17 protein-coding genes and 2 pseudogenes are annotated in these 18,636 nt (G+C 65.2%); 13 read left to right on the top strand and 6 right to left on the bottom strand.

Annotated elements, in window-relative coordinates; all coding sequences use genetic code 11:
- Nucleotides 1-147: 147 nt before the first annotated feature.
- Complete coding sequence (locus FOM02_RS17140; protein WP_051377685.1) at nucleotides 148-2,385, bottom strand: TonB-dependent receptor; 2,238 nt, start codon at nucleotides 2,383-2,385, stop codon at nucleotides 148-150.
- Between the two features lie 604 nt (nucleotides 2,386-2,989).
- Here FOM02_RS17140 and FOM02_RS17135 point away from each other — a divergent pair.
- Nucleotides 2,990-3,334, top strand: coding sequence for a hypothetical protein (locus FOM02_RS17135; protein ID WP_265441919.1), 345 nt, complete (start codon nucleotides 2,990-2,992; stop codon nucleotides 3,332-3,334).
- 10 nt (nucleotides 3,335-3,344) lie between these two features.
- On the opposite strand, the gene FOM02_RS17130 is transcribed toward FOM02_RS17135, so the two are convergent.
- The 3 genes from FOM02_RS17130 to FOM02_RS17120 all read right to left on the bottom strand — a co-directional run bounded on the left by FOM02_RS17130 (nucleotide 3,345) and on the right by FOM02_RS17120 (nucleotide 5,395).
- Entirely contained in the window at nucleotides 3,345-3,641 is a 297-nt protein-coding gene (locus tag FOM02_RS17130) for a hypothetical protein (RefSeq protein ID WP_027564604.1), read from the bottom strand.
- 124 nt (nucleotides 3,642-3,765) lie between these two features.
- Nucleotides 3,766-4,260 carry a flavin reductase family protein gene (locus tag FOM02_RS17125; protein WP_027564603.1) on the bottom strand — a complete coding sequence of 165 codons (495 nt, stop codon included), beginning with the start codon at nucleotides 4,258-4,260 and terminating at the stop codon, nucleotides 3,766-3,768.
- A 52-nt stretch (nucleotides 4,261-4,312) separates the two neighbouring features.
- On the bottom strand, nucleotides 4,313-5,395 hold the full coding sequence (locus FOM02_RS17120) for an LLM class flavin-dependent oxidoreductase (protein WP_027564602.1): 1,083 nt from the start codon (nucleotides 5,393-5,395) through the stop codon (nucleotides 4,313-4,315).
- A 123-nt stretch (nucleotides 5,396-5,518) separates the two neighbouring features.
- Here FOM02_RS17120 and FOM02_RS17115 point away from each other — a divergent pair, with 123 nt between their 5' ends.
- The gene (locus tag FOM02_RS17115) at nucleotides 5,519-6,436 is read left to right on the top strand and encodes a LysR family transcriptional regulator (RefSeq protein ID WP_027564601.1); all 918 of its coding nucleotides are present in this window, start codon (nucleotides 5,519-5,521) and stop codon (nucleotides 6,434-6,436) included.
- Between the two features lie 11 nt (nucleotides 6,437-6,447).
- On the opposite strand, the gene FOM02_RS17110 is transcribed toward FOM02_RS17115, so the two are convergent.
- Nucleotides 6,448-7,332 (bottom strand): SMP-30/gluconolactonase/LRE family protein, encoded by an 885-nt coding sequence (locus FOM02_RS17110; protein WP_027564600.1) that lies wholly within the window; start codon nucleotides 7,330-7,332, stop codon nucleotides 6,448-6,450.
- 98 nt (nucleotides 7,333-7,430) lie between these two features.
- On the opposite strand from FOM02_RS17110, the gene FOM02_RS17105 reads away from it, so the two are divergent.
- On the top strand, nucleotides 7,431-8,105 hold the full coding sequence (locus FOM02_RS17105; protein ID WP_027564599.1) for a TetR/AcrR family transcriptional regulator: 675 nt from the start codon (nucleotides 7,431-7,433) through the stop codon (nucleotides 8,103-8,105).
- Nucleotides 8,106-8,126: 21 nt separating this feature from the next.
- On the opposite strand, the gene FOM02_RS17100 is transcribed toward FOM02_RS17105, so the two are convergent.
- Nucleotides 8,127-9,104: a tripartite tricarboxylate transporter substrate binding protein gene (locus tag FOM02_RS17100; protein WP_027564598.1), complete on the bottom strand. Its 978-nt coding sequence runs from the start codon at nucleotides 9,102-9,104 to the stop codon at nucleotides 8,127-8,129.
- Between the two features lie 189 nt (nucleotides 9,105-9,293).
- Here FOM02_RS17100 and FOM02_RS17095 point away from each other — a divergent pair, with 189 nt between their 5' ends.
- The 10 genes and pseudogenes from FOM02_RS17095 to FOM02_RS17050 all read left to right on the top strand — a co-directional run bounded on the left by FOM02_RS17095 (nucleotide 9,294) and on the right by FOM02_RS17050 (nucleotide 18,628).
- A complete protein-coding gene (locus FOM02_RS17095) occupies nucleotides 9,294-10,064 on the top strand; it encodes an enoyl-CoA hydratase/isomerase family protein (RefSeq protein WP_027564597.1) in 771 nt (256 codons plus the stop codon).
- Nucleotides 9,952-11,970 (top strand): annotated as a pseudogene (locus FOM02_RS17090) (acetate--CoA ligase family protein); the annotation flags it as partial. The gene FOM02_RS17095 and the pseudogene FOM02_RS17090, both read left to right, overlap by 113 nt.
- 385 nt (nucleotides 11,971-12,355) lie before the next feature.
- Nucleotides 12,356-13,468 (top strand): ABC transporter substrate-binding protein, encoded by a 1,113-nt coding sequence (locus tag FOM02_RS17085; protein ID WP_265441918.1) that lies wholly within the window; start codon nucleotides 12,356-12,358, stop codon nucleotides 13,466-13,468.
- A 52-nt stretch (nucleotides 13,469-13,520) separates the two neighbouring features.
- On the top strand, nucleotides 13,521-14,732 hold the full coding sequence (locus FOM02_RS17080; protein ID WP_027564594.1) for an acyl-CoA dehydrogenase: 1,212 nt from the start codon (nucleotides 13,521-13,523) through the stop codon (nucleotides 14,730-14,732).
- Nucleotides 14,732-14,992: pseudogene (locus FOM02_RS17075) on the top strand (SDR family NAD(P)-dependent oxidoreductase); the annotation flags it as partial. The gene FOM02_RS17080 and the pseudogene FOM02_RS17075, both read left to right, overlap by 1 nt.
- Nucleotides 14,949-15,503, top strand: a complete 555-nt coding sequence (locus FOM02_RS17070; protein ID WP_322596970.1) for an SDR family oxidoreductase — start codon at nucleotides 14,949-14,951, stop codon at nucleotides 15,501-15,503. The pseudogene FOM02_RS17075 and the gene FOM02_RS17070, both read left to right, overlap by 44 nt.
- 46 nt (nucleotides 15,504-15,549) lie before the next feature.
- Nucleotides 15,550-16,569 (top strand): acyl-CoA dehydrogenase family protein, encoded by a 1,020-nt coding sequence (locus tag FOM02_RS17065; protein ID WP_231164094.1) that lies wholly within the window; start codon nucleotides 15,550-15,552, stop codon nucleotides 16,567-16,569.
- A 10-nt stretch (nucleotides 16,570-16,579) separates the two neighbouring features.
- Nucleotides 16,580-17,353: an SDR family NAD(P)-dependent oxidoreductase gene (locus tag FOM02_RS17060; protein WP_027564591.1), complete on the top strand. Its 774-nt coding sequence runs from the start codon at nucleotides 16,580-16,582 to the stop codon at nucleotides 17,351-17,353.
- A gap of 13 nt (nucleotides 17,354-17,366) precedes the next feature.
- Nucleotides 17,367-18,164, top strand: a complete 798-nt coding sequence (locus FOM02_RS17055; protein WP_027564590.1) for a carboxymuconolactone decarboxylase family protein — start codon at nucleotides 17,367-17,369, stop codon at nucleotides 18,162-18,164.
- On the top strand, nucleotides 18,161-18,628 hold the full coding sequence (locus FOM02_RS17050) for a tripartite tricarboxylate transporter TctB family protein (protein ID WP_084335030.1): 468 nt from the start codon (nucleotides 18,161-18,163) through the stop codon (nucleotides 18,626-18,628). Before FOM02_RS17055 ends, FOM02_RS17050 begins: the two co-directional genes overlap by 4 nt.
- The last annotated feature ends 8 nt before the right edge of the window (nucleotides 18,629-18,636 follow it).

Here is an 18,636-nt window from a genome sequence, read left to right as displayed (position 1 = left end):
CTCACTCCTGTTCGAACGCGACCGCTTGCGCGAGGCAAGCTGAGCGCTTTGCATCGGCCGTCGTTCTCAGGGCCGATCAGAGCATTTGCTCTATGTCAGATTTTTTCAGGATTTGTGACGGCCGGTCAGTGCCTATTGCCGGTGCGATCAGAATCTCGCCGCCACCGTCAGCCGCACCGCAAGCGGCTCAGCCGGATGGACGTGACGGTCAGCGACGCCGTCGATGGGCTCTCCCGGCAGGCGGGACAGATAGTAATATTCGATCTGGTTGGTCTGGGCGTTGAAGAGGTTGAGCACGTCGAGCTGCACCTTCACGCCATTGTCGAACCTGTAGCCGGCGCGTGCATTGAAGATCAACGACGACCGCGAACGGACGCTGTCGTCCTCGATGAGCGGACGCGGACCGAAATAGCGCGCCTTCAGGCTGCCGAACCAGCCGGTGTCGCCGCCCAGCGTGATCGCGCTGCTTGCGACCCACGCCGGTGCGCCGGGGATTCGGGATCCGGCGGGGTCGAAATCGGTGAAGCGCGCGTGGGTCTGCGCGACGTCGAGATCGATCGTCATCCACGGCAGGGGCTTGTACTCGTTCGTCCACTCGACGCCGACGCGGCGGCTGGGCCGGCTCGGCTCGGTGGTGCCGGCGTCCCCGACGAACAACAGCTCGGAGTCGAAGTCGAGCACGAACACTGCCAGCGAGCTGGTGAGGCCCTCGATCACCTTGGTACGGATACCGAGTTCGGCGCCGCGCGAGCGCACCAGCAGCGGCACGCGGTCGAGCGGGGTCACCTTGTCGTTGGGATCGACGGTGATCGTCGCGCCGCGGATGTCGTTGCTGTGCAGGCCGTAGCCGGCATTGCCGTAGAACTCGGTCTTGTACCAGGGGCCGAGCACGATGCCGGCCTTCGGGCTCGCCATCGAGGCCTGCGCGTTGCCCGAATTCTGCGGCGTATCGCTGAAGACGTGTCCGGCGAAGAAATCCTCGCGGATGCCGGCCGTGGTGTGCAGCCAGTCGTTCCAGTGCGTGGTCGTATCGGTCCAGAGGCCGACATTGCCCTCCTGCACACGGTCGTCGCGCACGGTCGACAGCCAATTGCGCTGCTCGGTCTTGAACAGGCCGACATGGATGTCGTCGTAGCGGCTCTGCAGGCCGACGCGGGTCTGCGATTCGAGGCCGGCAAAGCGCCAGTCGAACGTATGGCGCGCATCGAAGCCGCCGAGCGTACGACCGTCGAGCTGGCTGAACTGGTCGCCATTGACGGGATTGTCGAGGAAGTACGTGAAGTTGTTGAACAGCCGCAGGTCGGAGCGCACGACATAGGCGCTGACATTGGTCTGCCCGTACTGGCTCGACTGCGCCCAGTTGCTCGACAGGCTGAACCGGCTGGAGGTGCCGCCATCGGTCGGATCGAGTGTGCCGAGACGGCTGATCAGGCCCTGGTCGATCGCGCGTTGCGGGACCTGATCGGTCGAATTCCAGCCGTTGGAATAGGCCATCGCCGTCAGCGTCAGGCCGTCGGTCGCGGTGCCCTGGCTGTAGCGCATGACGCCATTCAGCTTGCGGACATCGTCGGCCACGTCCCACGGCCCGTCATACTTGTTGGCTTCGAACGCCGTCAGCAGCGTGCCGTCGCCGACGCGGGTCGATCCCGCCGCCAGTGCGCGCCGATAGCCGAAGCTGCCGAAGGTCATCTCCGCGAAATTGTGCGGCAGCTTGTTGACATAGTCGATCGCCACGGCGCCGGCGGATGCGAAGTCGCCCTGGTCGGCGAAATACGGTCCCTTGCGGACGTTGACCGATTTGATCAGCTCCGGGATCAGGAAGTTGATATCGGCATAGCCTTGCCCATGACCGTGGGTCGGCATGTTGACGGGCATGCCGTCGACACTGATCGCAAGATCGGTGCCGTGATCGAGATTGAAGCCGCGCAGGAAATACTGGTTGGCTTTACCCTCGCCGGAATGCTGCGTGACGATCAGGCCCGGCACCACTTCCAGCGCCTCGCCGGGGCGCGAGAACGGGATAGCGTTCACCTGCGCGCCGCTGATGCGTATTGCGCTGGCGGCAGTGGGTTGCAAGGCGGTCGAACCGGCCGGCGCTGCGCCGGCCGCACCGCCGCCCTCGGCCTGGCTGTCCGCGCGAGCGGCAGTCTGGCTGTGCACACCAAGGTCCTTCCGCGGTTTTTTGCGAGCGTGTCGTTTGGGATGCTGATGGTCTGCCGCCGCAATGGTGACCGGCGGAAGCTCGGCGGGTGCGGCCGAGCTGCTCTCATGGGCCGGAGCCGGGAACGCGCACAGGGTGGACGATGCGGCGGCGGAAAACACCCGCAACAAGACCCTACGCACCACGATATCTCCGCACGACAACCATTGCAGTCCAATGGCCATACTATGGCAGGTGAGTATGACGATCCAGCAACAATATCATACTAGACCTCAGGCGGCCATTGCGAGTAGCGAATTGTTACAGTTACAACCAAAAAGGCGCATTGCCGGCGGCTTGGACGCTCAAATTCATCTCTGCGCCGTTGCAGTCGGATAAGCCGTTGAAACATCGGGCAAGGTAATCGCCGCTTCGCACGGTTGTCACATCGGTAACCGATAAGCCTTGCTTCCCTCGGCGCTGCCTGTCCTGCATATGCAGGCCGCCAGCTTTCCGTGACTGAGAAACTTGTACTGCTGGCAATTGGCTGATGACGAGGGGCATGCGAGCACATCGGGCGATACGGCGGATCTCGGCATGGTTCGCGCCCATGCTGGCGGCATTGCTTGCCGTTTCCGCTCCGACCTTTGCGCTGCCGTCGGATTTTTCGGATGCCGACGCGCCAGCCTACCTCGTGCCGGCGCCTGACCGCCCGCTTCGGATTCCCGCAACACCGGCATCGGCCGTCGGCCCTGCGGCGCGATCAGCCTCGCCAGTCAAGCGGGAGGCGATGAAGGGCAATCCGCTTTGGGCGGTGCCGCTCGCAACGTTGTCGGAGACGGGCGAGCCGTGGCTTCGGTCGCCGCGTCGAGCGCGCCGCCACCGCCAACGCCGTCCGGCCCGCCGCAGGCCGAGTTGCATCTGGTGCTGGTCGGAACGGTCATCGGCGGCGACCAGAGTGTCGGGATTTTTGTCGACGAGGACAGCAAGACCACACTGCGCCTCAAGCTCGACGGCGACTATCAGGGCTGGAAACTTCTTTCGGTGCATCGCCGGGAGGTGATCATGGCGCGCGGCGAGCTGACCGAGACCTTGGAGCTCACGAAGACGGGCCAGGGCGCGTCCGCAAACGTGTCGGCGGTTGCGGAAAGCACCGCAAAGCGCGGAAGCTCGCACACGGCGCAGTACGATTAGGTGAGTTGGTTTACGCGCGTTCGATATGAGCCCGGATCGCGGCTCGCTCGGCGTCGATCCAGCCATGCTCGCGGGCCTTGGTCACCATCTCGGCGTAGCGCTGGTCCCAGCTCGCATCGTCAGGACGGCCGGTCAGGGTCGGCACGAGATCGATCGCGACAAGCGCATCGCGCTCGTCGAGCAGCGTGATCCCTTTCCAGCCCTGCGTTTCGGGCCGGGCGCCGGCATGCAGCACCAGCTTGAACCTGCGGAAGTCCATCGGCTCCGTCAGCCGGACGATGCTACCCTCGAAGCATTCGATGATCACGACGCCGCTCCCTCGTGCGATGCCCGGCTAGAGCGTGATCCAAGTGCGCAGCGGTTTTCCGAGAAGATCATGCTCAAACAATACCCTAAAGCGCGATGACGATTCATCCTGATCTCATCGCGCTCTAGGCTTGCGGCAAGGCGCGTAGCGCGCCCTGGAAATTGACGAGGGGATCGCCGTTCCCGCCGCGCGTCGCCACGATCCTGCCGATGAAGAGACCGTGCGTGCCGACCACCTGGTGGTGATGTAGCACGCATTCCAGCGCGCCGATCGCCGGTTCGAGCAGCGGCACGTCGAGGACACCTTGCTCCCACGGCGCCGTCGCGAAGCGCTCGAGGCCCTTGATGCCGCCGGCGAAACGCAGCGCCAGATCTTCCTGACCCCGGCCAAGGAGGCTCACTCCGAAGCGGCCGTTGGCGAGGATGGCGGCGTGCGTTTCGGAGCTCGAGTTGACGCCGACGAGCAGACAGGGCGGGTCCATGCACAGCGAGGTGACGGAGCTGACCGTCAGCCCGCGCCGTGTGGTTTCCGTTCCCGTCGCAACGATCGCTACGCCGCTCGCGAGATTACGCATGGCCAGCCGGAATTCGGCGGCTTCGACGGAGTGGAAATCGGTCATCTGCGAGATCTGACATCCCATGACGTACCTCCGGGCCTGCGCTCGCGCTGAGCTATGCCGAAACCGCTTCGCCCGCGACTTTGCCGCGACCGGATTTCAGCTCCTTCCGGATCGCGGGAATGATCCTGCTGCCCCACAATTCGATCTGGCGCAGCATCGTGCGCTGATCGAAGTCGCCGAGCTGGGTCTGCAGCGCGATGTGGGTCGGCTTGAGAATGCTGGTCTCTTCCAGCATGCGGTCGATCACCTGGTTGACGCTGCCGACCGGCAGGTTGCTGCGCATCGTCTCCAGGCTCATGTCGTTCGGTCCGGCTTCCTCCTTGATCAGGTAGCCGTCGTCGCTCTGGGCGCGGCGGAACTTCAGGCTTTCGGAGAGCCGGCGCTGGAAGCGCGCGTTGTCGAGATAGGACTGGATCTCGCTGTCATTGTCGCTGGCATAGGCACAGCGCAGGAAGCCGAAATGCGTATCGTCGATGGAGCGGCCTTCCTTGGCCGCGATTCCCTCGAGACGTTCGCGCAAGGCCTTGATTGCGTCGAGGCCGTTCAAGAGCGCGGTGACGAAGAGGTTGTGGTTGTCGCGAATGGCGCGGCCGAGCGTCTCGCCGTGGCCGGACGTGACCCAGATCGGCGGCATCGGTTTCTGCACCGTGCGCACCGCGATCGCCGTCGGCGGCATCTTCAGGTGCTCGCCGGAATAGGAGAAGATGCGCTCGCGCATGCCGGCCTGGAGCACGTCGTAGAACTCGGCGAACAGCGCATGCGAATGGTCGAGGTCGACGCCGAAGCGGTCGAACTCGAATTTCTGGTAGCCCGAGCCGATGCCGAGATCGAGGCGCCCGTTCGAGACAATGTCGGCAAAGCCGATTTCGCCGAGCAGTCGCGCCGGGTTGTAGAGCGGCAGCACGCAGACGGCCGAACCGAGGCGGATGCGCTTAGTGAGGCCCGCGCAATGCGCGACCATCATCAGCGGCGAAGGACACAGGCTGTAATTGTTGAAATGGTGCTCGGCATACCAGGCCGTATCGAAGCCGGCATGCTCGGCGGCAACGGTCTGCTCGACGGCGTTGTTGATCACCTGCTGTGAGGTCTGATGATAACCGCGCTGCTGCGCCAGAATGAATACGCCGAATTCCATCGGTTGCCTCCTCCACCCAATTGCGGTCGCTCTTGCGACGCGTTCTCATGAGATTATGGCCTTGAGCTTTTTCGAACAATTGGCGTAATCTGAGCATGTCTTTTGCAAAATCTGAAAAGATCGATGAATCGCCTCCAGGCCATGGAATTGTTCGTCAGCGCCGTCCGTGAGGGCAGCTTTTCGGCGGCCGGGCGCCGCGTCGGGCTCTCGCCGGCGTCGGTGTCGCGCTACATCGGCGAGCTCGAGGCGCAGCTCGGCGTGCAGCTTTTGAACCGCAGCACGCGCCATCTCGGCTTGACCGATGCGGGCAAGATTTTCTTCCAGCGCACCGAGCAGGTGCTGCACGGCATCGAGGATGCCGAGGCTGCAGCGCTCTCGCTCCAGACCGCACCGCGCGGAACGCTGCGCGTGCACTCGCGGACGCTGTTCGGCATCAAGGTGCTCTCGCCCCTGATCCCGGGCTTTCAAAAGCTCTATCCGGAGCTGAAGTTGGAGCTGCGTCTGTCCGAGCGGCGCCCTCAGCTTCGCGAAGATGAATTCGACGTCGACTTCCAGATCCAGGCAGCGAAGGACCCAGGCCTCATGCAGCGAAGGCTGCTGCGGAGCGAGCGGATTCTCGTGGCCTCACCGGACTATGTCGGCCGGATGCCGAAGTTGCGCGAACCGGAAGACATCACCCGCCATCATTGCCTGACCTACTGGATGGGCCCGGACGATGTGGTCTGGAAGTTCATGCGCAGGAACAATTTGCGCGAGATCGTCGTACCGTCGTCCCTCAGCAGCAACAACGGCGTGGTGTTGTGCGATCTCGCCGTCACCGGGCACGGTATCGCGCTGCTCGACGATTACACTGTGGCGGAGGAATTGAAGAGCAGGCGCCTGGTCCGTCTGTTGCCCGGCTTCCGGGTGACGAATTCCACCTTCGACGAAGGAATCTACGCGACGTTTCTCCAGAGCAGCTATCTGCCGGAGAAGATCAGAGTCTTTGTGGACTACATGGCGGAGAACGTGCCGAAGCAGATCAAGAGGTCGGCGCACTAGAGCAGAGGCGCTCAGTCGGGGCCAAACCTGTGCGCCGGCAGGCCGCGGACGCCGAGGCCTTCGACCGCGAACAGCCCGCCGGCATCGGGGTGATCGTCACCGAGCGCGTGGCTGCGCGAGATCGAGGTCACGTAGAGAACATCGAGATCGGGCCCGCCGAAGGCCACGCTGGTGGGGTGACGGACCGGCATGTCGATCGTCCGCACCATTGTCCCATCCGGTGCGAACCGCGCGATCTTGCCGATGCGCACCAGCACCGACCAGAGACAGCCTTCCGCATCGACCGTTGCACCGTCGCATCCGGACCCTTGCGCCTCGGTATCGACGAAGACGCGCTTGTTCGCGGGCGGACCGTCCGGACTGTAGTCATAGGCCCAGATGATCCGTCTTGCGCTGTCGGCGAGATAGAACGTCCGTCCGTCCAGACTGAAGCACGGCCCGTTGCTGACCGCGAGATCGGTGTCCAGCAGCTCCAGCGCGCCCGATGCGTCCAGCCGATAGAGACCGCCGAGCGGCGCCTCCTCCTGGGCGCGGTCGCCGTGCATCGTGCCTGCCACGAAGCATCCATGGGGATCGGCCTTGCCGTCGTTCAGCCGCACCTTGGCGTGGTCGAGCCCGATCGAGGGACCGTCGGTCAGCGCGCGCGTGTCGAAATCAAGGTGCGCAAATCCATGGCGCAGCGCCAGCACCGCGCCGCCGTCGCCTCGCAACGCCAATGAGCCGATTGGCGCGGGAGCGCCGAATTCGTCGATAGCGCCGGTGACGGGATCGAGCGTGCGAATCAATCCGGCGAGGGAATCGATCCAGAACAGGCGCTGCCTGCGCTCGTCCCACACCGGGCTCTCGCCGAGCTGGTCCCTGGTCGTGCCGACGCGCGTGATCCGTACCATGCTCATGGTTCCTCGCATGGGAATCGCCGGGCTTGACCGATCGGTCGGTGAAAACCTAGTTTCATTCTAAAGACTCGCTGGCTGATGAATGGATTGCGGAGTTCATGACTGAACTGTCAACGATGAAGGATGGCGTTGCGAACCAGGCCGAGGCCTCTGATCGCGTGCTTCAGATCCTCGCCGAGGCCGGCCGGCTGTTCGCCAGCAAGGGATTCGAAGGAACCTCGATGCGCGACATCGCGCTCGCCTGCGGTATCTCCAAGTCGCTGCTCTACCATCATTTCTCCAACAAGGACGAGATCTACGCGCGCGTGGCGGTCGGCTCGACGCTGGAGCTCTATCTGTTTGTGCGCGATCGCATTCCCGACGGGCCGCCGTCGCAGAAGATCCGCGCGTTCATGGTCGCCACGGCGGAATATTTCCGCCGCTACCGCTGGGCCTGGATCGCTTCGACGACCGCCTTCTGGAACGATCCCGACCGGCACCGGCACAAGGAACGGCTGACGCGGCGCGACCGCTTCGAGAACTTTCTGCGCGGCCTGATCCAGGAAGCCATCGATGCCGGCGAGATCCGCAAGGTCGATGTGCCCATGACCGGCCGGCTGATCCTGTCCTCGCTGAACTGGATGCATCGCTGGTACAATCCCAACAAGTCCGCAACCCCCGAGCAGATCGCGGACATTTTCTTCGACATGATCTTCAATGGTCTGCGCAGCGGCGAACTTGTCGAGCTTCCTGGGGCTGAGCCGCCCAAGGCCGGCCGGCGCAAGTCGCGCTGACCGGCGAGCGGCGGCCGCGCCTCATTCCAGAACGATGTTCTGCGCCTTGATCACCGGTCCCCAGAGCGCGGCATCCTTGGTCAGTTGGGCGTCGAGCCGTTCCGGCGCGCCGGTGTCGACCATCAGGCCATCGGTATCGAGCTGCTTTGCAATCTCCGCCTTCTGCATCGCGGCGTTCGCTGCCGCATTCAGCCGCGCGATGACGTCGCGCGGCGTGCCGGCGGGCGCGTGCAGCGCGGTCCAGAACGACGCCGTGAGGTCGGGATGGCTGGATTCGGCCAGCGTCGGTATCTCGGGAAAGCTTGCCATGCGCTTTTCCGAGGACACCGCGAGAATGCGGAGCTGACCACCGCGCGCGTGCTCGATAACGGCGGCGGGCGTTGCGAAATTGAGATCGCACTCTCCCGACAGCGTCTCCATGATGGAGGCCGGATTGTTGCGATAGGCAACCTCGGTGACGGAAAATCCCATCGACTTGCCCATCATGATCCCGAACAGATGCGTGACGCTGCCCGGGCCTAGCGTGGCGTAGAACAGCGGCTTGTCGCGGCCCTTGGCGTAGGCGACGAAGCTCTTGACGTCGGTGGCTGGCGTCCGCGCGTTCACGGTCAGCGACAGCGGCCCGTTGCAGAGCATGGCGACAGAGGCGAAATCCTCGAGCTTGTAGGGCAGGTTCTTGCGTAGCAGCACGTTCAGCGAAATCGGCCCGGTGCCGCCGGCCAGGAGGACCGAGCCGTCCTTCGGCGCGCGCGCCACATATTGCGATCCGACGATGCCGTTGGCGCCGGGCTTGTTGTCGACGAGGACGGGTTGATCGAGGTTTTCCGCCATCGCCTTTGCGATCGAGCGCATCAGGCTGTCGATCGAACCGCCCGGCGCATAGGGCACGATGATGAAAATCTGCGACGCTCGCGCCCTGACGATTGCGGGTGCGCCAAGCGGCGCGGCGAGGGCGCCGGCGATCAGAGCTGTCGCCTGGCGTCGGCTGATCCTGGGCATGGAAAATCCTCCTCAAGGTCATTCTTGCTTGCCGTGAACCTAGCGGCTGACCGATCGGTCGGTCAATAGGAGCGCGAGAGGATATTGCAAGCAGGTGCGGTTGGTGTTATCAGCACAAAAAGCTGACCGATCGGTCAGGCGTAGCGATACGACCCCAAGCAAGACGAACAGAAGCCAGGAGGAAGCCCAATGTCAGGAGATATCGTCACCCTCGAAGTGTCCGACAACATCGCGCTGGTGACGCTGAACCGGCCTCCGGTGAATGCGCTCGATCGCGCAATGCGCGACCGCATCGTGGCGGTGTTCGACGAGATTTCCGAGCGCCAGGACGTCAGGGTCGCGATCCTGACCGGCGCCGGCAAGGTGTTCTGCAGCGGTGCGGATCTGAAGGACCGGCCGGACCCGACCAAGATCGGCGCGTTTCACAGCCATAACCGCATCACGCGCGAGACCGGCAATTGCATCCGTGAATGCGCCAAGCCCGTCATCGCGGCGATCAACGGCGTCGCGCTCGGCGCGGGTGTGGGCCTGATGGCCTCCTGCGACATCTTCTACGCCTGCGAGGAAGCTGTCTTCGGCATGCCCGAGATCAATGTCGGTCTCGCCGGCGGTGCTGCGATGCTGAATACGATATTTGGCCGCTCGCTGATGCGTCGCATGTTCTTCACCGGCTATCGGGTGCCGGCCGCCGAACTCTATCGGCTCGGCATTATCGAGGCCTGCACCACCAAGGAGAACCTGCTCCCCGAGGCGATGAAGCTCGCGCGTGAGATCGCGTCCAAGAGCCCGATCGCGATGGAATACGCCAAGAACGCGGCGAACATGGTCGAGCTGATGCCGCCGCGCGATGCCTACCGCTTCGAGCAGAACATCACCATGGCCCTGTCCAAGACCGAGGACGCCAAGGAGGCGCGCATGGCGTTCCTGGAGAAGCGCGCGCCGGTGTTCAAGGGGCGCTGAGATGCGGGCGGGGGAGGGTCTCGACGCGCTGATGTCGCCGCGCTCGATCGCGATCATCGGCGCCTCGCAGGAGGCGACGAAGATCGGCGGTCGGCCGGTCGATCTGTTGCGTCGTCACGGCTATGCCGGCCGGATCTATCCGGTCAATCCCAGGGCTGCGACGGTGCAGGGGCTGCAAGCCTACGGCTCCGTCGCCGACCTGCCGGAAGCGCCCGACCTCGCCATCATCGCGGTCGATGCGGAACGCGCCGGCGAAGCGGTCGAGCAGTGCGCCGCCCGCGGCGTCCGCAGCGTCGTCGTCTTCTCCTCGGGTTTTGCCGAGCTCGGCGAGCAGGGTCGCGCCATGCAGGACCGGCTGCGCGTCGCCGCACAGCGCAGCGGCATGCGCCTGCTGGGGCCGAACTGCCTCGGCGCGGTCAGCATCGCCGAGAAGAGCATCGCGACCTTCTCGATCGTGCTCGAGCACGGCATGCCGGCTGCGGGTTCGCTCGGCATCGTGTCGCAGAGCGGCAATCTCGGCAGCTACACCATGCGTCTCGCCAGCGAGCGCGGCGTCGGCGTCAGCCGCTTCATCACGACGGGCAACGAGTGCGACATCGACATTGCCGACGGCATCGCCTGGATGGCGCGCGACCCCGCCACCAAGGTGATCCTGTGCTGTCTCGAAGCGTGCCGCGACGCCGGCCGCCTGATCGCCGCGCTTGAGGAGGCACGCGATGCCGGGAAGCCGGTCATCGCCATGAAGATCGGCACATCAGCGGCAGGCCAGGCCGCCGCGGCCTCGCACACCGGCGCGATGGCGGGATCGGATGCGGTGTTCGACGCGCTGTTTGCCCGCTGCGGCGCGGTGCGGGTGCGCAGCATCGACGAGCTGATCGATCTCGGCCATGCCGCATCGATCCTGCTGCCGGACCGGCTGCCGAAGGGGCCGGGCATCGCGATCCTCACGGCGTCGGGCGGTTTCGGCGTGCTGCTCGCGGATGCCGCGCAGTCGGTCGGGCTGACATTGCCGGAGCTCGGCGAGGAGACGCAGCGCCAGATTTTGGAATTGGTGCCCTTTGCATCCGCCCGCAACCCGGTCGACGCCACCGCGCAGATGTCGAGCCGTCCTGATCTCCTGGAGAAGATCATGACTGCCGTCGTGGCGGACGAACGGACCGACACGGTGATCCTGCCGCTGCCGTTCTCGCTGCATCTGCCGCGCCTGCGCTCCATCTATATGGACAGGTTGCGCAACATGCGCGCGCAATTTCCTCATCGCCCGATCGTCCTGTGTGTCGACGGTCCGGATGATGCGCTGGCCGAGCTGCATGCACTGGGCTTTCCGACCATCGCCAGCTTCGACGGCTGTTGCGCAACCGTTGCCGCACTGGTGCGGTTGCAGGCCGCATCGCAGCGTCCGCAGGACGCGCCCGAGGCAGTCGCGCAGGCGGCGCCGCTTCCGGCAGGCGCATTCCGCCATGAGCTTGGCGCCAAGCGCGCGCTTGCCGACGCCGGCGTTCCGGTGCTGGTCGAACATCTCGTGCAGGATGCGGATGCGGCAGTGCGCGCCGCCACCGAGATCGGTTATCCCGTGGTGCTGAAAATTGCCTCGCCCGATCTGCCGCACAAGACCGAGGCCGGCGGCGTGGTCGTCGGCCTCGGCTCGGAAGCCGACGTCCGGCGCGCCTATGCCCAGATGCGCGATCGCGTCGCCACCCGCGCGCCCACGGCGACGATCGACGGCGTGATCGTGGCGCCGATGGCCAAGGGTGTCGCTGAGCTGATCCTCGGCAGCCGCATCGACCCCGTGTTCGGACCGGTGGTAATGGTCGGCCTCGGCGGCATCTTCGCGGAGATCCTCCACGATTCCGCCGTGCAGATGGCACCGGTCAGCGAGGCGCAGGCCATGGCGATGCTGAGATCGCTCAAGGCCTTCGCGGTGCTCGACGGCGCACGCGGGCGCCAGCGTGCCGACCTCGACGCCGCGGCCGGCCGTTGCCGCACTGTCGCGCTTTGCCGCAGCGCATGCCGACACGGTCGCCGAGATCGACGTCAACCCGCTGCTGCTGCGCGCCGAGGGCGAGGGGGCCGTCGCGCTCGACGCGCTGCTGATCCCGCACGGCGCGCAGGCACGACACTGAATTCAAGACCACAAGAGGCCGCACAAGCCGGCCCAGAGGAAACGCGAAAGGCAGGAGGAAACGGTGAAGAGATCGACGATCACTGCGCTCGGCATGATTGCCTTGCTGCTCACGAATGCGCCCCTGCACGCGCAGGGCATCTCCGGCGATGTCGTCAAGATCGGCATCATGAACGACCAGAACGGCCCCTACGCCGACAATTGCGGCCTCGGTTCGGTCGCGGCGGCCAAGCTCGCGGTCGCGGATTTTGGCGGAACGGTCGGCGGCAAGAAGATCGAGCTCGTGATCGCCGATGACCAGAACAAGCCCGATGTCGGCGTCGCCATCGCCATGCGCTGGGTCGACAATGAGGGCGTCGATGCCATCGTCGGCTGCTCGACGTCCTCGATCGCGCTTGCGGTGCAGGAGATCATGAAGAACCGCAAGAAGCCCTACATGCTGGCCGGCACGGCGGGCTCATTCTTCACCAACGACAAATGCTCGCCGATGACGACGCAATGGGTGGTCGATACCTACGCCCAGCCCAAGGCCACCGTGAAGGCGCTGCTCGCGCAGGGCGTCGACAGCTGGTTCTTCCTGACGGTCGACTACGCTTTCGGCAAGGCTTGGCAGACTGACGCGACCAACTTCATCAAGGCCGGCGGCGGCAAGGTGGTCGGCTCGGTGCTGCATCCGCTGAATGCGTCGGATCTCTCCTCGTTCCTGCTGACGGCGCAGGCCAGTGGCGCCAAGGCGATCGCGCTCGCCAATTCGGGCTCTGATTTCGCCAATGCGATCAAGCAGGCGCAGGAATTCGGGCTGACCAAGTCGCAGCTGCTGGTCCCGCTCGGTCTCATGATCAGCCAGACTCACGGCATTGGCCTCAAGGACCTCCAGAACGTGCGGCTGACGACGCCGTTCTATTGGGACATGACGCCGGAAAGCCGGGCCTTCGCCAAGCGCTATGCCGAGGCGACGGGCGGTCAGTTGCTCAACGAGGGCAAGTCGGCCACTTACAGCGCCATCACGCATTATCTGAAAGCGGTCGCCGCCGCGGGGGCCGACGACGGCGAGGCCGTGATGCGGCAGATGAAGAACACGCCGGTCAACGATTTCGAGATGAAGAACGTCAGCATCCGGGCCGACGGCCAGGTGATGCGCCCGCTCTATGTCGCGCGGATCAAGACGCCGGCGGAATCCAAATACACCTACGACTATTACGAGATCACCGGCACGATCGCGCCCGAGGACGCGTGGCGGCCGGCGTCGGAGAGTGCCTGCGACCTTCTCAAGTCGCAGTGAGCAACAGGTAGCCGGACATGCCGGCACGGATGGCGAAAGCAGGAAGCAGGCGATGAGTGTAGTTGAAGCGGTATCGATGCAAGCCGTCGCGGGCGAGAACCTGATGGGCGAAGCCTATCGCGATGCGATGCATCGCTGGCTGCATGCCAATCTGCCCGCCAGCTTCCGCAGCGACAGCGCCGCGTTCGCGGCGCCCACGCTGCAGCAGTCCGTCGCCTGGGAGGCGGCGATGTACCGCGCCGGCCTCACCGGCATCACCTGGCCGCAGGCCTATGGCGGGCATGGCCGCTCCTTGCGCGAACATCTCATCGCCAATCAGGAGATCGGCCGGCTTGCGATGCCGGAGAGCGTCAACTCGATCGGCAAGGAGCTTGCCGGTCCGATCATCCTGGCCGTCGGCACCGAGGAACAGAAGCGGCGCTTCCTGCCGGCGATCCTCGAGATGCGCAACATCTGGTGCCAGGGCTTCTCCGAGCCCGAGGCCGGCTCCGACCTTGCGGCCCTGCGCACCCGTGCCACGCGGGATGGTGACGGCTGGCGTATCAACGGCCAGAAGATCTGGACCAGCGGCGCCTATCGCGCACAGCGCTGCCTGGTGCTCGCGCGCACCGGACCGCTGGAGGACCGCCATCGCGGTCTTGCCATGTTCGCGGTGCCGCTCGATGCCAAGGGCGTGCGCGTGCGCACCATCAAGTCGATCGACGGCCGCGAGAGTTTTTGCGAGGTGTTCTTCGACGAGGTCGAAGTTGCCCAGACGGATGCGATCGGCGCGCCCGACGAGGGCTGGGCCGCGGCGATCCGCGTGCTCGAGATCGAGCGCGCGACCAACCGGATGTACCGCGCCTGGCGCTTCGAGAACGAGCTGCGCCATCTGATCTCCGCCAGCAAGACCGACCCGGTGCTGTCGGCGATGGTCGCGGACCGCCACTATGCGGTCCGGCTCGGCGAAGTCGCGGTCGAGATCGAGGTGCTGAAGGCGCATGTCGAGACGGCCGTGGAAGCGCTCGCGAGCGGCGACAAGATCGGGGCGCGCGGCAGTCTTGCGAAGCTGTACTGGAGCGAATCGCATCAGCGCTTCGCTGCGCTCGCGATCGAGCTGCTGTCGCAGGCCTCGCTGCCGCAGAACCCGGCGATCAAGGTGGCACGGCGACGCTTCGAGACCATCTACCTCCAGGCGCGTGCCGAGACGATCTATGCCGGCACCACCGAGATTCAGCTCGGTATCATCGCCGACCGGATCCTCCAGCTGTCGCGAGGCAAATAATGGCCGCGCAGGGTCAGGTCGCGGGCCTGCTGCACGATCGCCGCGTCGTGGTGACGGGGGCGGGGCAGGGGATCGGACGTGCCATCGCGCTCGGCATCGCCGCTGCCGGCGCGAAGGTAGTCGTGACCGATCTGCGGCAGGACCGGGCAGAGTCTGCCGCGCGCGAGATCAGGGACGCGGGCAAGGAGGCGCTGGCCTGCGCGCTCGATGTGACCGATGCTGCGGCCTGCGGTGAGTTGGCGAAGCGCGTGGACGAGGAGATCGGTCCCGCCGACGTCGTGGTCAATAATGCCGGCATCATCATCCGCGAGTCGATCGACAGCCCGCGGCCCGCACGAGAACTGGCGCCAGGTTTTCGACGTCAACGTCAACGGCACCTTCAACATGGTTCATGCCTTCATCCCCGCGCTGCGCAAGACGCACGGGTCCATCATCAACGTTGCCTCGGTCGCGGCCTTTGGCGGCATGAATGGCGCGCTCGGTTATTCGCCGTCCAAGGGGGCGGTGCGGTTGTTCACGCAGGCGCTGGCCCGCGATCTCGCGCCCGACGGCATCCGGGTCAACGCCGTTGCGCCCGGCATCATCGCGACCGAGATGAGCGAGAGCACGCGCGACAATCCGACGAGGCTCTCCGGCCTGATGGCGCGCACCCCGACGAAGCGCGTAGGGCAGCCCGACGAGATCGCTGGACCCGTGATCTTTCTGGCATCGGCGATGGCCTCCTATGTCAACGGCGTCATCCTGCCGGTCGACGGCGGGTATCTCGCCTAGTGAACGATTGTAGTCGCAGGGTTTTGAGAAGAGGACGATGATGAGCATGGCCGAAGGACTTCAGCCCGCCGAGTTCGCGGCAACCGCGACACGCGCAGTGACCGCATGCGCGGGCCTGGACGTTCGTGAACAGGCGCGCAATCTCGCCGGCGACGGCCTGCTCGGCGTCATCGCGGATGAGGAGGTGGGCGGGCTCGCCCTGCCGCTTGGCTTCGCAGTGCCGGTGATCGCGGCCGCGCATTCGGGATTGCTCGGCTTCCCGCTGCTGGAAACCATTCTCGTCAGCCGGCTGCTCCAGTCATCGCTGACCCGTCTTGCCGGCGCGATCGTGTCCGGCGAGAAGCTGGCGACGATCGCCTGGCAGGGCGAGGCGATCGCCGACCGGGAAGACGGACTGCTGATGCTGAGCGGTACGCTCGCGCGCGCCCCTTGCGCTGCATCGGTCGACCACATCCTGGTACGGATGAGTGGTGGTGCGGCAGCGCTGATCCCGGCCAATGCCAAAGGCGTCCTGGTGGAGGACGCGGCCGGCCTCGACCTGACGGTGCCGGAGCACGTGGTGCGGCTTGAGAAAGTCGAAGTTCCCATCGGCTCCGTCCTGCCGGCCGGAACATGGGATGGGCTCAACTCGGATGCCAATGTGCTTCGTGCCGCGGCCATCTTGGGATCGGCTGAGGCGTGCCTGGCGCTCGCGCAGGAGCATGCCTCGACGCGCCGTCAGTTCGGCCACGCCTTGTCCTATAATCAGGCCATCCGCCATGCGCTGGCGCGCCAGAAATTGGGATTAGAGAGTATCCGTCATGCGATCACGCGCGGCCTGTCCGAGGGCGGTGGCCCGGTTCAGCGTGATGCGGCGTTCCTGGCGGCAGCGACCTATGGCAGCTCGATCAGCGAAGGCGCGCTACAGATCCATGGCGGCATGGGTTTCACCTGGGACGTGCCGGTGCATCGCCATTTGCGCCGCATCCGCACGCTCCAGGCACAGGGCGATGCCAGCGCCCTGATCAGCGCATTCGGCCGCCGTTACGTGTCGGAAATTGCACCGTTCGCAGAGACGGGAGCGTGAGGAGATAGTCATGACCGAGATCAAGGATCAAACCCTCGCAGGCCGCATCGCCCTCGTCACCGGCGCTGGCAATGGCATCGGCCGCGCGACCGCGCTCAAGCTGGCCGCGCGCGGCGCGATCGTCGGCGTCAATGATTTGAAGCCGGAATTTGTTGATAGCACGGTGGATGCGATCAAGGCAGCGGGCGGCAACGCGGTTGCCGTCACGCATGACGTTTCCAGCCGCGACGGCATGCGGCAGGCGGTTCTCGGATTGGCGGAGCGTCAGAGGCGTTTCGACATCCTCGTCAACAACGCGGCGTGGGTGCGCTATCAATCCGTCCCGGACATCGCTCCGGAAACCGTCGATCGCATGCTCAACATCGGCTTCAAGGCGATCATCTGGGGAATCCAGGCCGCCGCGGAAGTCATGGACGCCGAGCGCGGCGGCGCCATCGTCAACGTCGCCTCGGTGGCCGGCCTGATCTCAGCCAAGAACAGCATCGTCTATAGCGGCATCAAGGCCGGTGTCATGGGCATCACGCGCGCGGCCGCAGCCGAGCTCGGCGCGCGCAACATCCGCGTCAACGCGGTCGCGCCCTCGGCGATTCCGACCGAGGGCACGATGCGCAATCGCAACGCCGAGCTCGACGCGCGCCGGGTCGCGCGGACACCGCTCGGGCGGCTTGGCACCGTCGACGACATCGCCAAGGCGATCTGCTTCCTCGCCGGCGACGAGAGCGGCTTCATCTCGGCGCAGGTGCTCACCGTCGACGGCGGCATCACCCTGACCAACATTGCCTGACGGGACGATCGCGATGTCCAATCTGACGCCGGAACAGCAGGCGCTGAAGGACGCCTACGTCAAGGCCCGCGGCTATTGGCGGCCCTGGACGGAAGGCCTGTTGCGCCTCGATCCCGAATTTCTCCAGACCTACGGCAGATATGCGGGCTATGCCGCGGAGAAGGGACCGCTGTCGCCCAAGATGCGGGAGCTGATCTATGTCGCGCTCGACGGTTCGGCAACGCATCTGTTCCGTTCCGGCCTCGCGCTGCACCTCGTTCTTGCGCTTCAGGCGGGAGCCTCGGCGCAGGAGATCATCGACGTATTCCGGCTCGCGACGGTTCAGGGGCTCGACGGCAGCAATGTCGGCATCAATATCCTTGCCGAGGAATTGGCAAGCGCGGGCCTCGCGGTCGATCAGCCCGAGCTGACGGACGAGCAGAGGGCGCTCCGGAGCGCCTATGTGGCGAAATTCGGAGACTGGCCCGACTTCTGCGAGCAATGGCTGCGGCACGATCCCGGCTATTTCGCCGTTATGCTCGATCTCCTCGCGGGCGGGCACGCCGAAGGTGGTCTCGACCAGCGCTCGCGATGTCTGATCTCGATCGCATTGAACGCCTGCTTCACGGGGCTCGATCCGCACGGGCTGCGTGTGCAGATCAGGCGCGCCCTGCGGCTTGGCATCGACCAGCGCGAGATCGTGCAGGTCCTTCAGATGACCGCACATCTCGGCGTGCACGCATGCGCCGTCGGCGTGCCGGTTCTGATGGAAGCCCTCGACGAACGCTCCAGAACCGGCGCAGGCAAGGGCGAGGCAGGAGGAGCGGAATGAAGGGATTGGCCATCCGCAACCAGCGGGCGTTCGCGTCCGGCGCGCTGTTCCTCGCCTTTGCGATCTTCTTCTTCCTGGTCGCGCTGGAATATCCCGCCGGCACGGCTGCGAAGATGGGGCCGGGTTATTTCCCGCGCATGCTCGCGATCGTGCTCGCTGCCATCGGTCTCGTCGTGATGCTCGGGGCGATCAAGCCGGGCGCAAGTCGGGAGGCGCTGCGCCAATGGGATCTCAAGGGGCTCGCCTGGATCACCGGATCGGTGGTGCTGTTCGGCGCCCTGCTGTTTCCGCTCGGCCTGGTTGGCGCCTTGTTCGTCCTGATCATGGTGTCGAGCAAAGCCAGCCCTGAATTCACCTGGACGGGCGCGCTGACCAATGCGGCGGTGCTCATCGTGCTGTGCCTTGCCGTCTTCGTCTATGGTCTCGGGCTGCCATTGCCCGTCTGGCCCTCCCTTTTCAACTGAACGAGCCG

Origin of the sequence: Bradyrhizobium sp. SEMIA, from assembly GCF_014844175.1 — a bacterium.
Taxonomy (GTDB): Bacteria; Pseudomonadota; Alphaproteobacteria; order Rhizobiales; family Xanthobacteraceae; genus Bradyrhizobium; species Bradyrhizobium arachidis.
The sequence above is the reverse complement of the archived record's forward strand: the minus strand, read 5'-3'. Positions and strand labels throughout refer to the sequence as shown.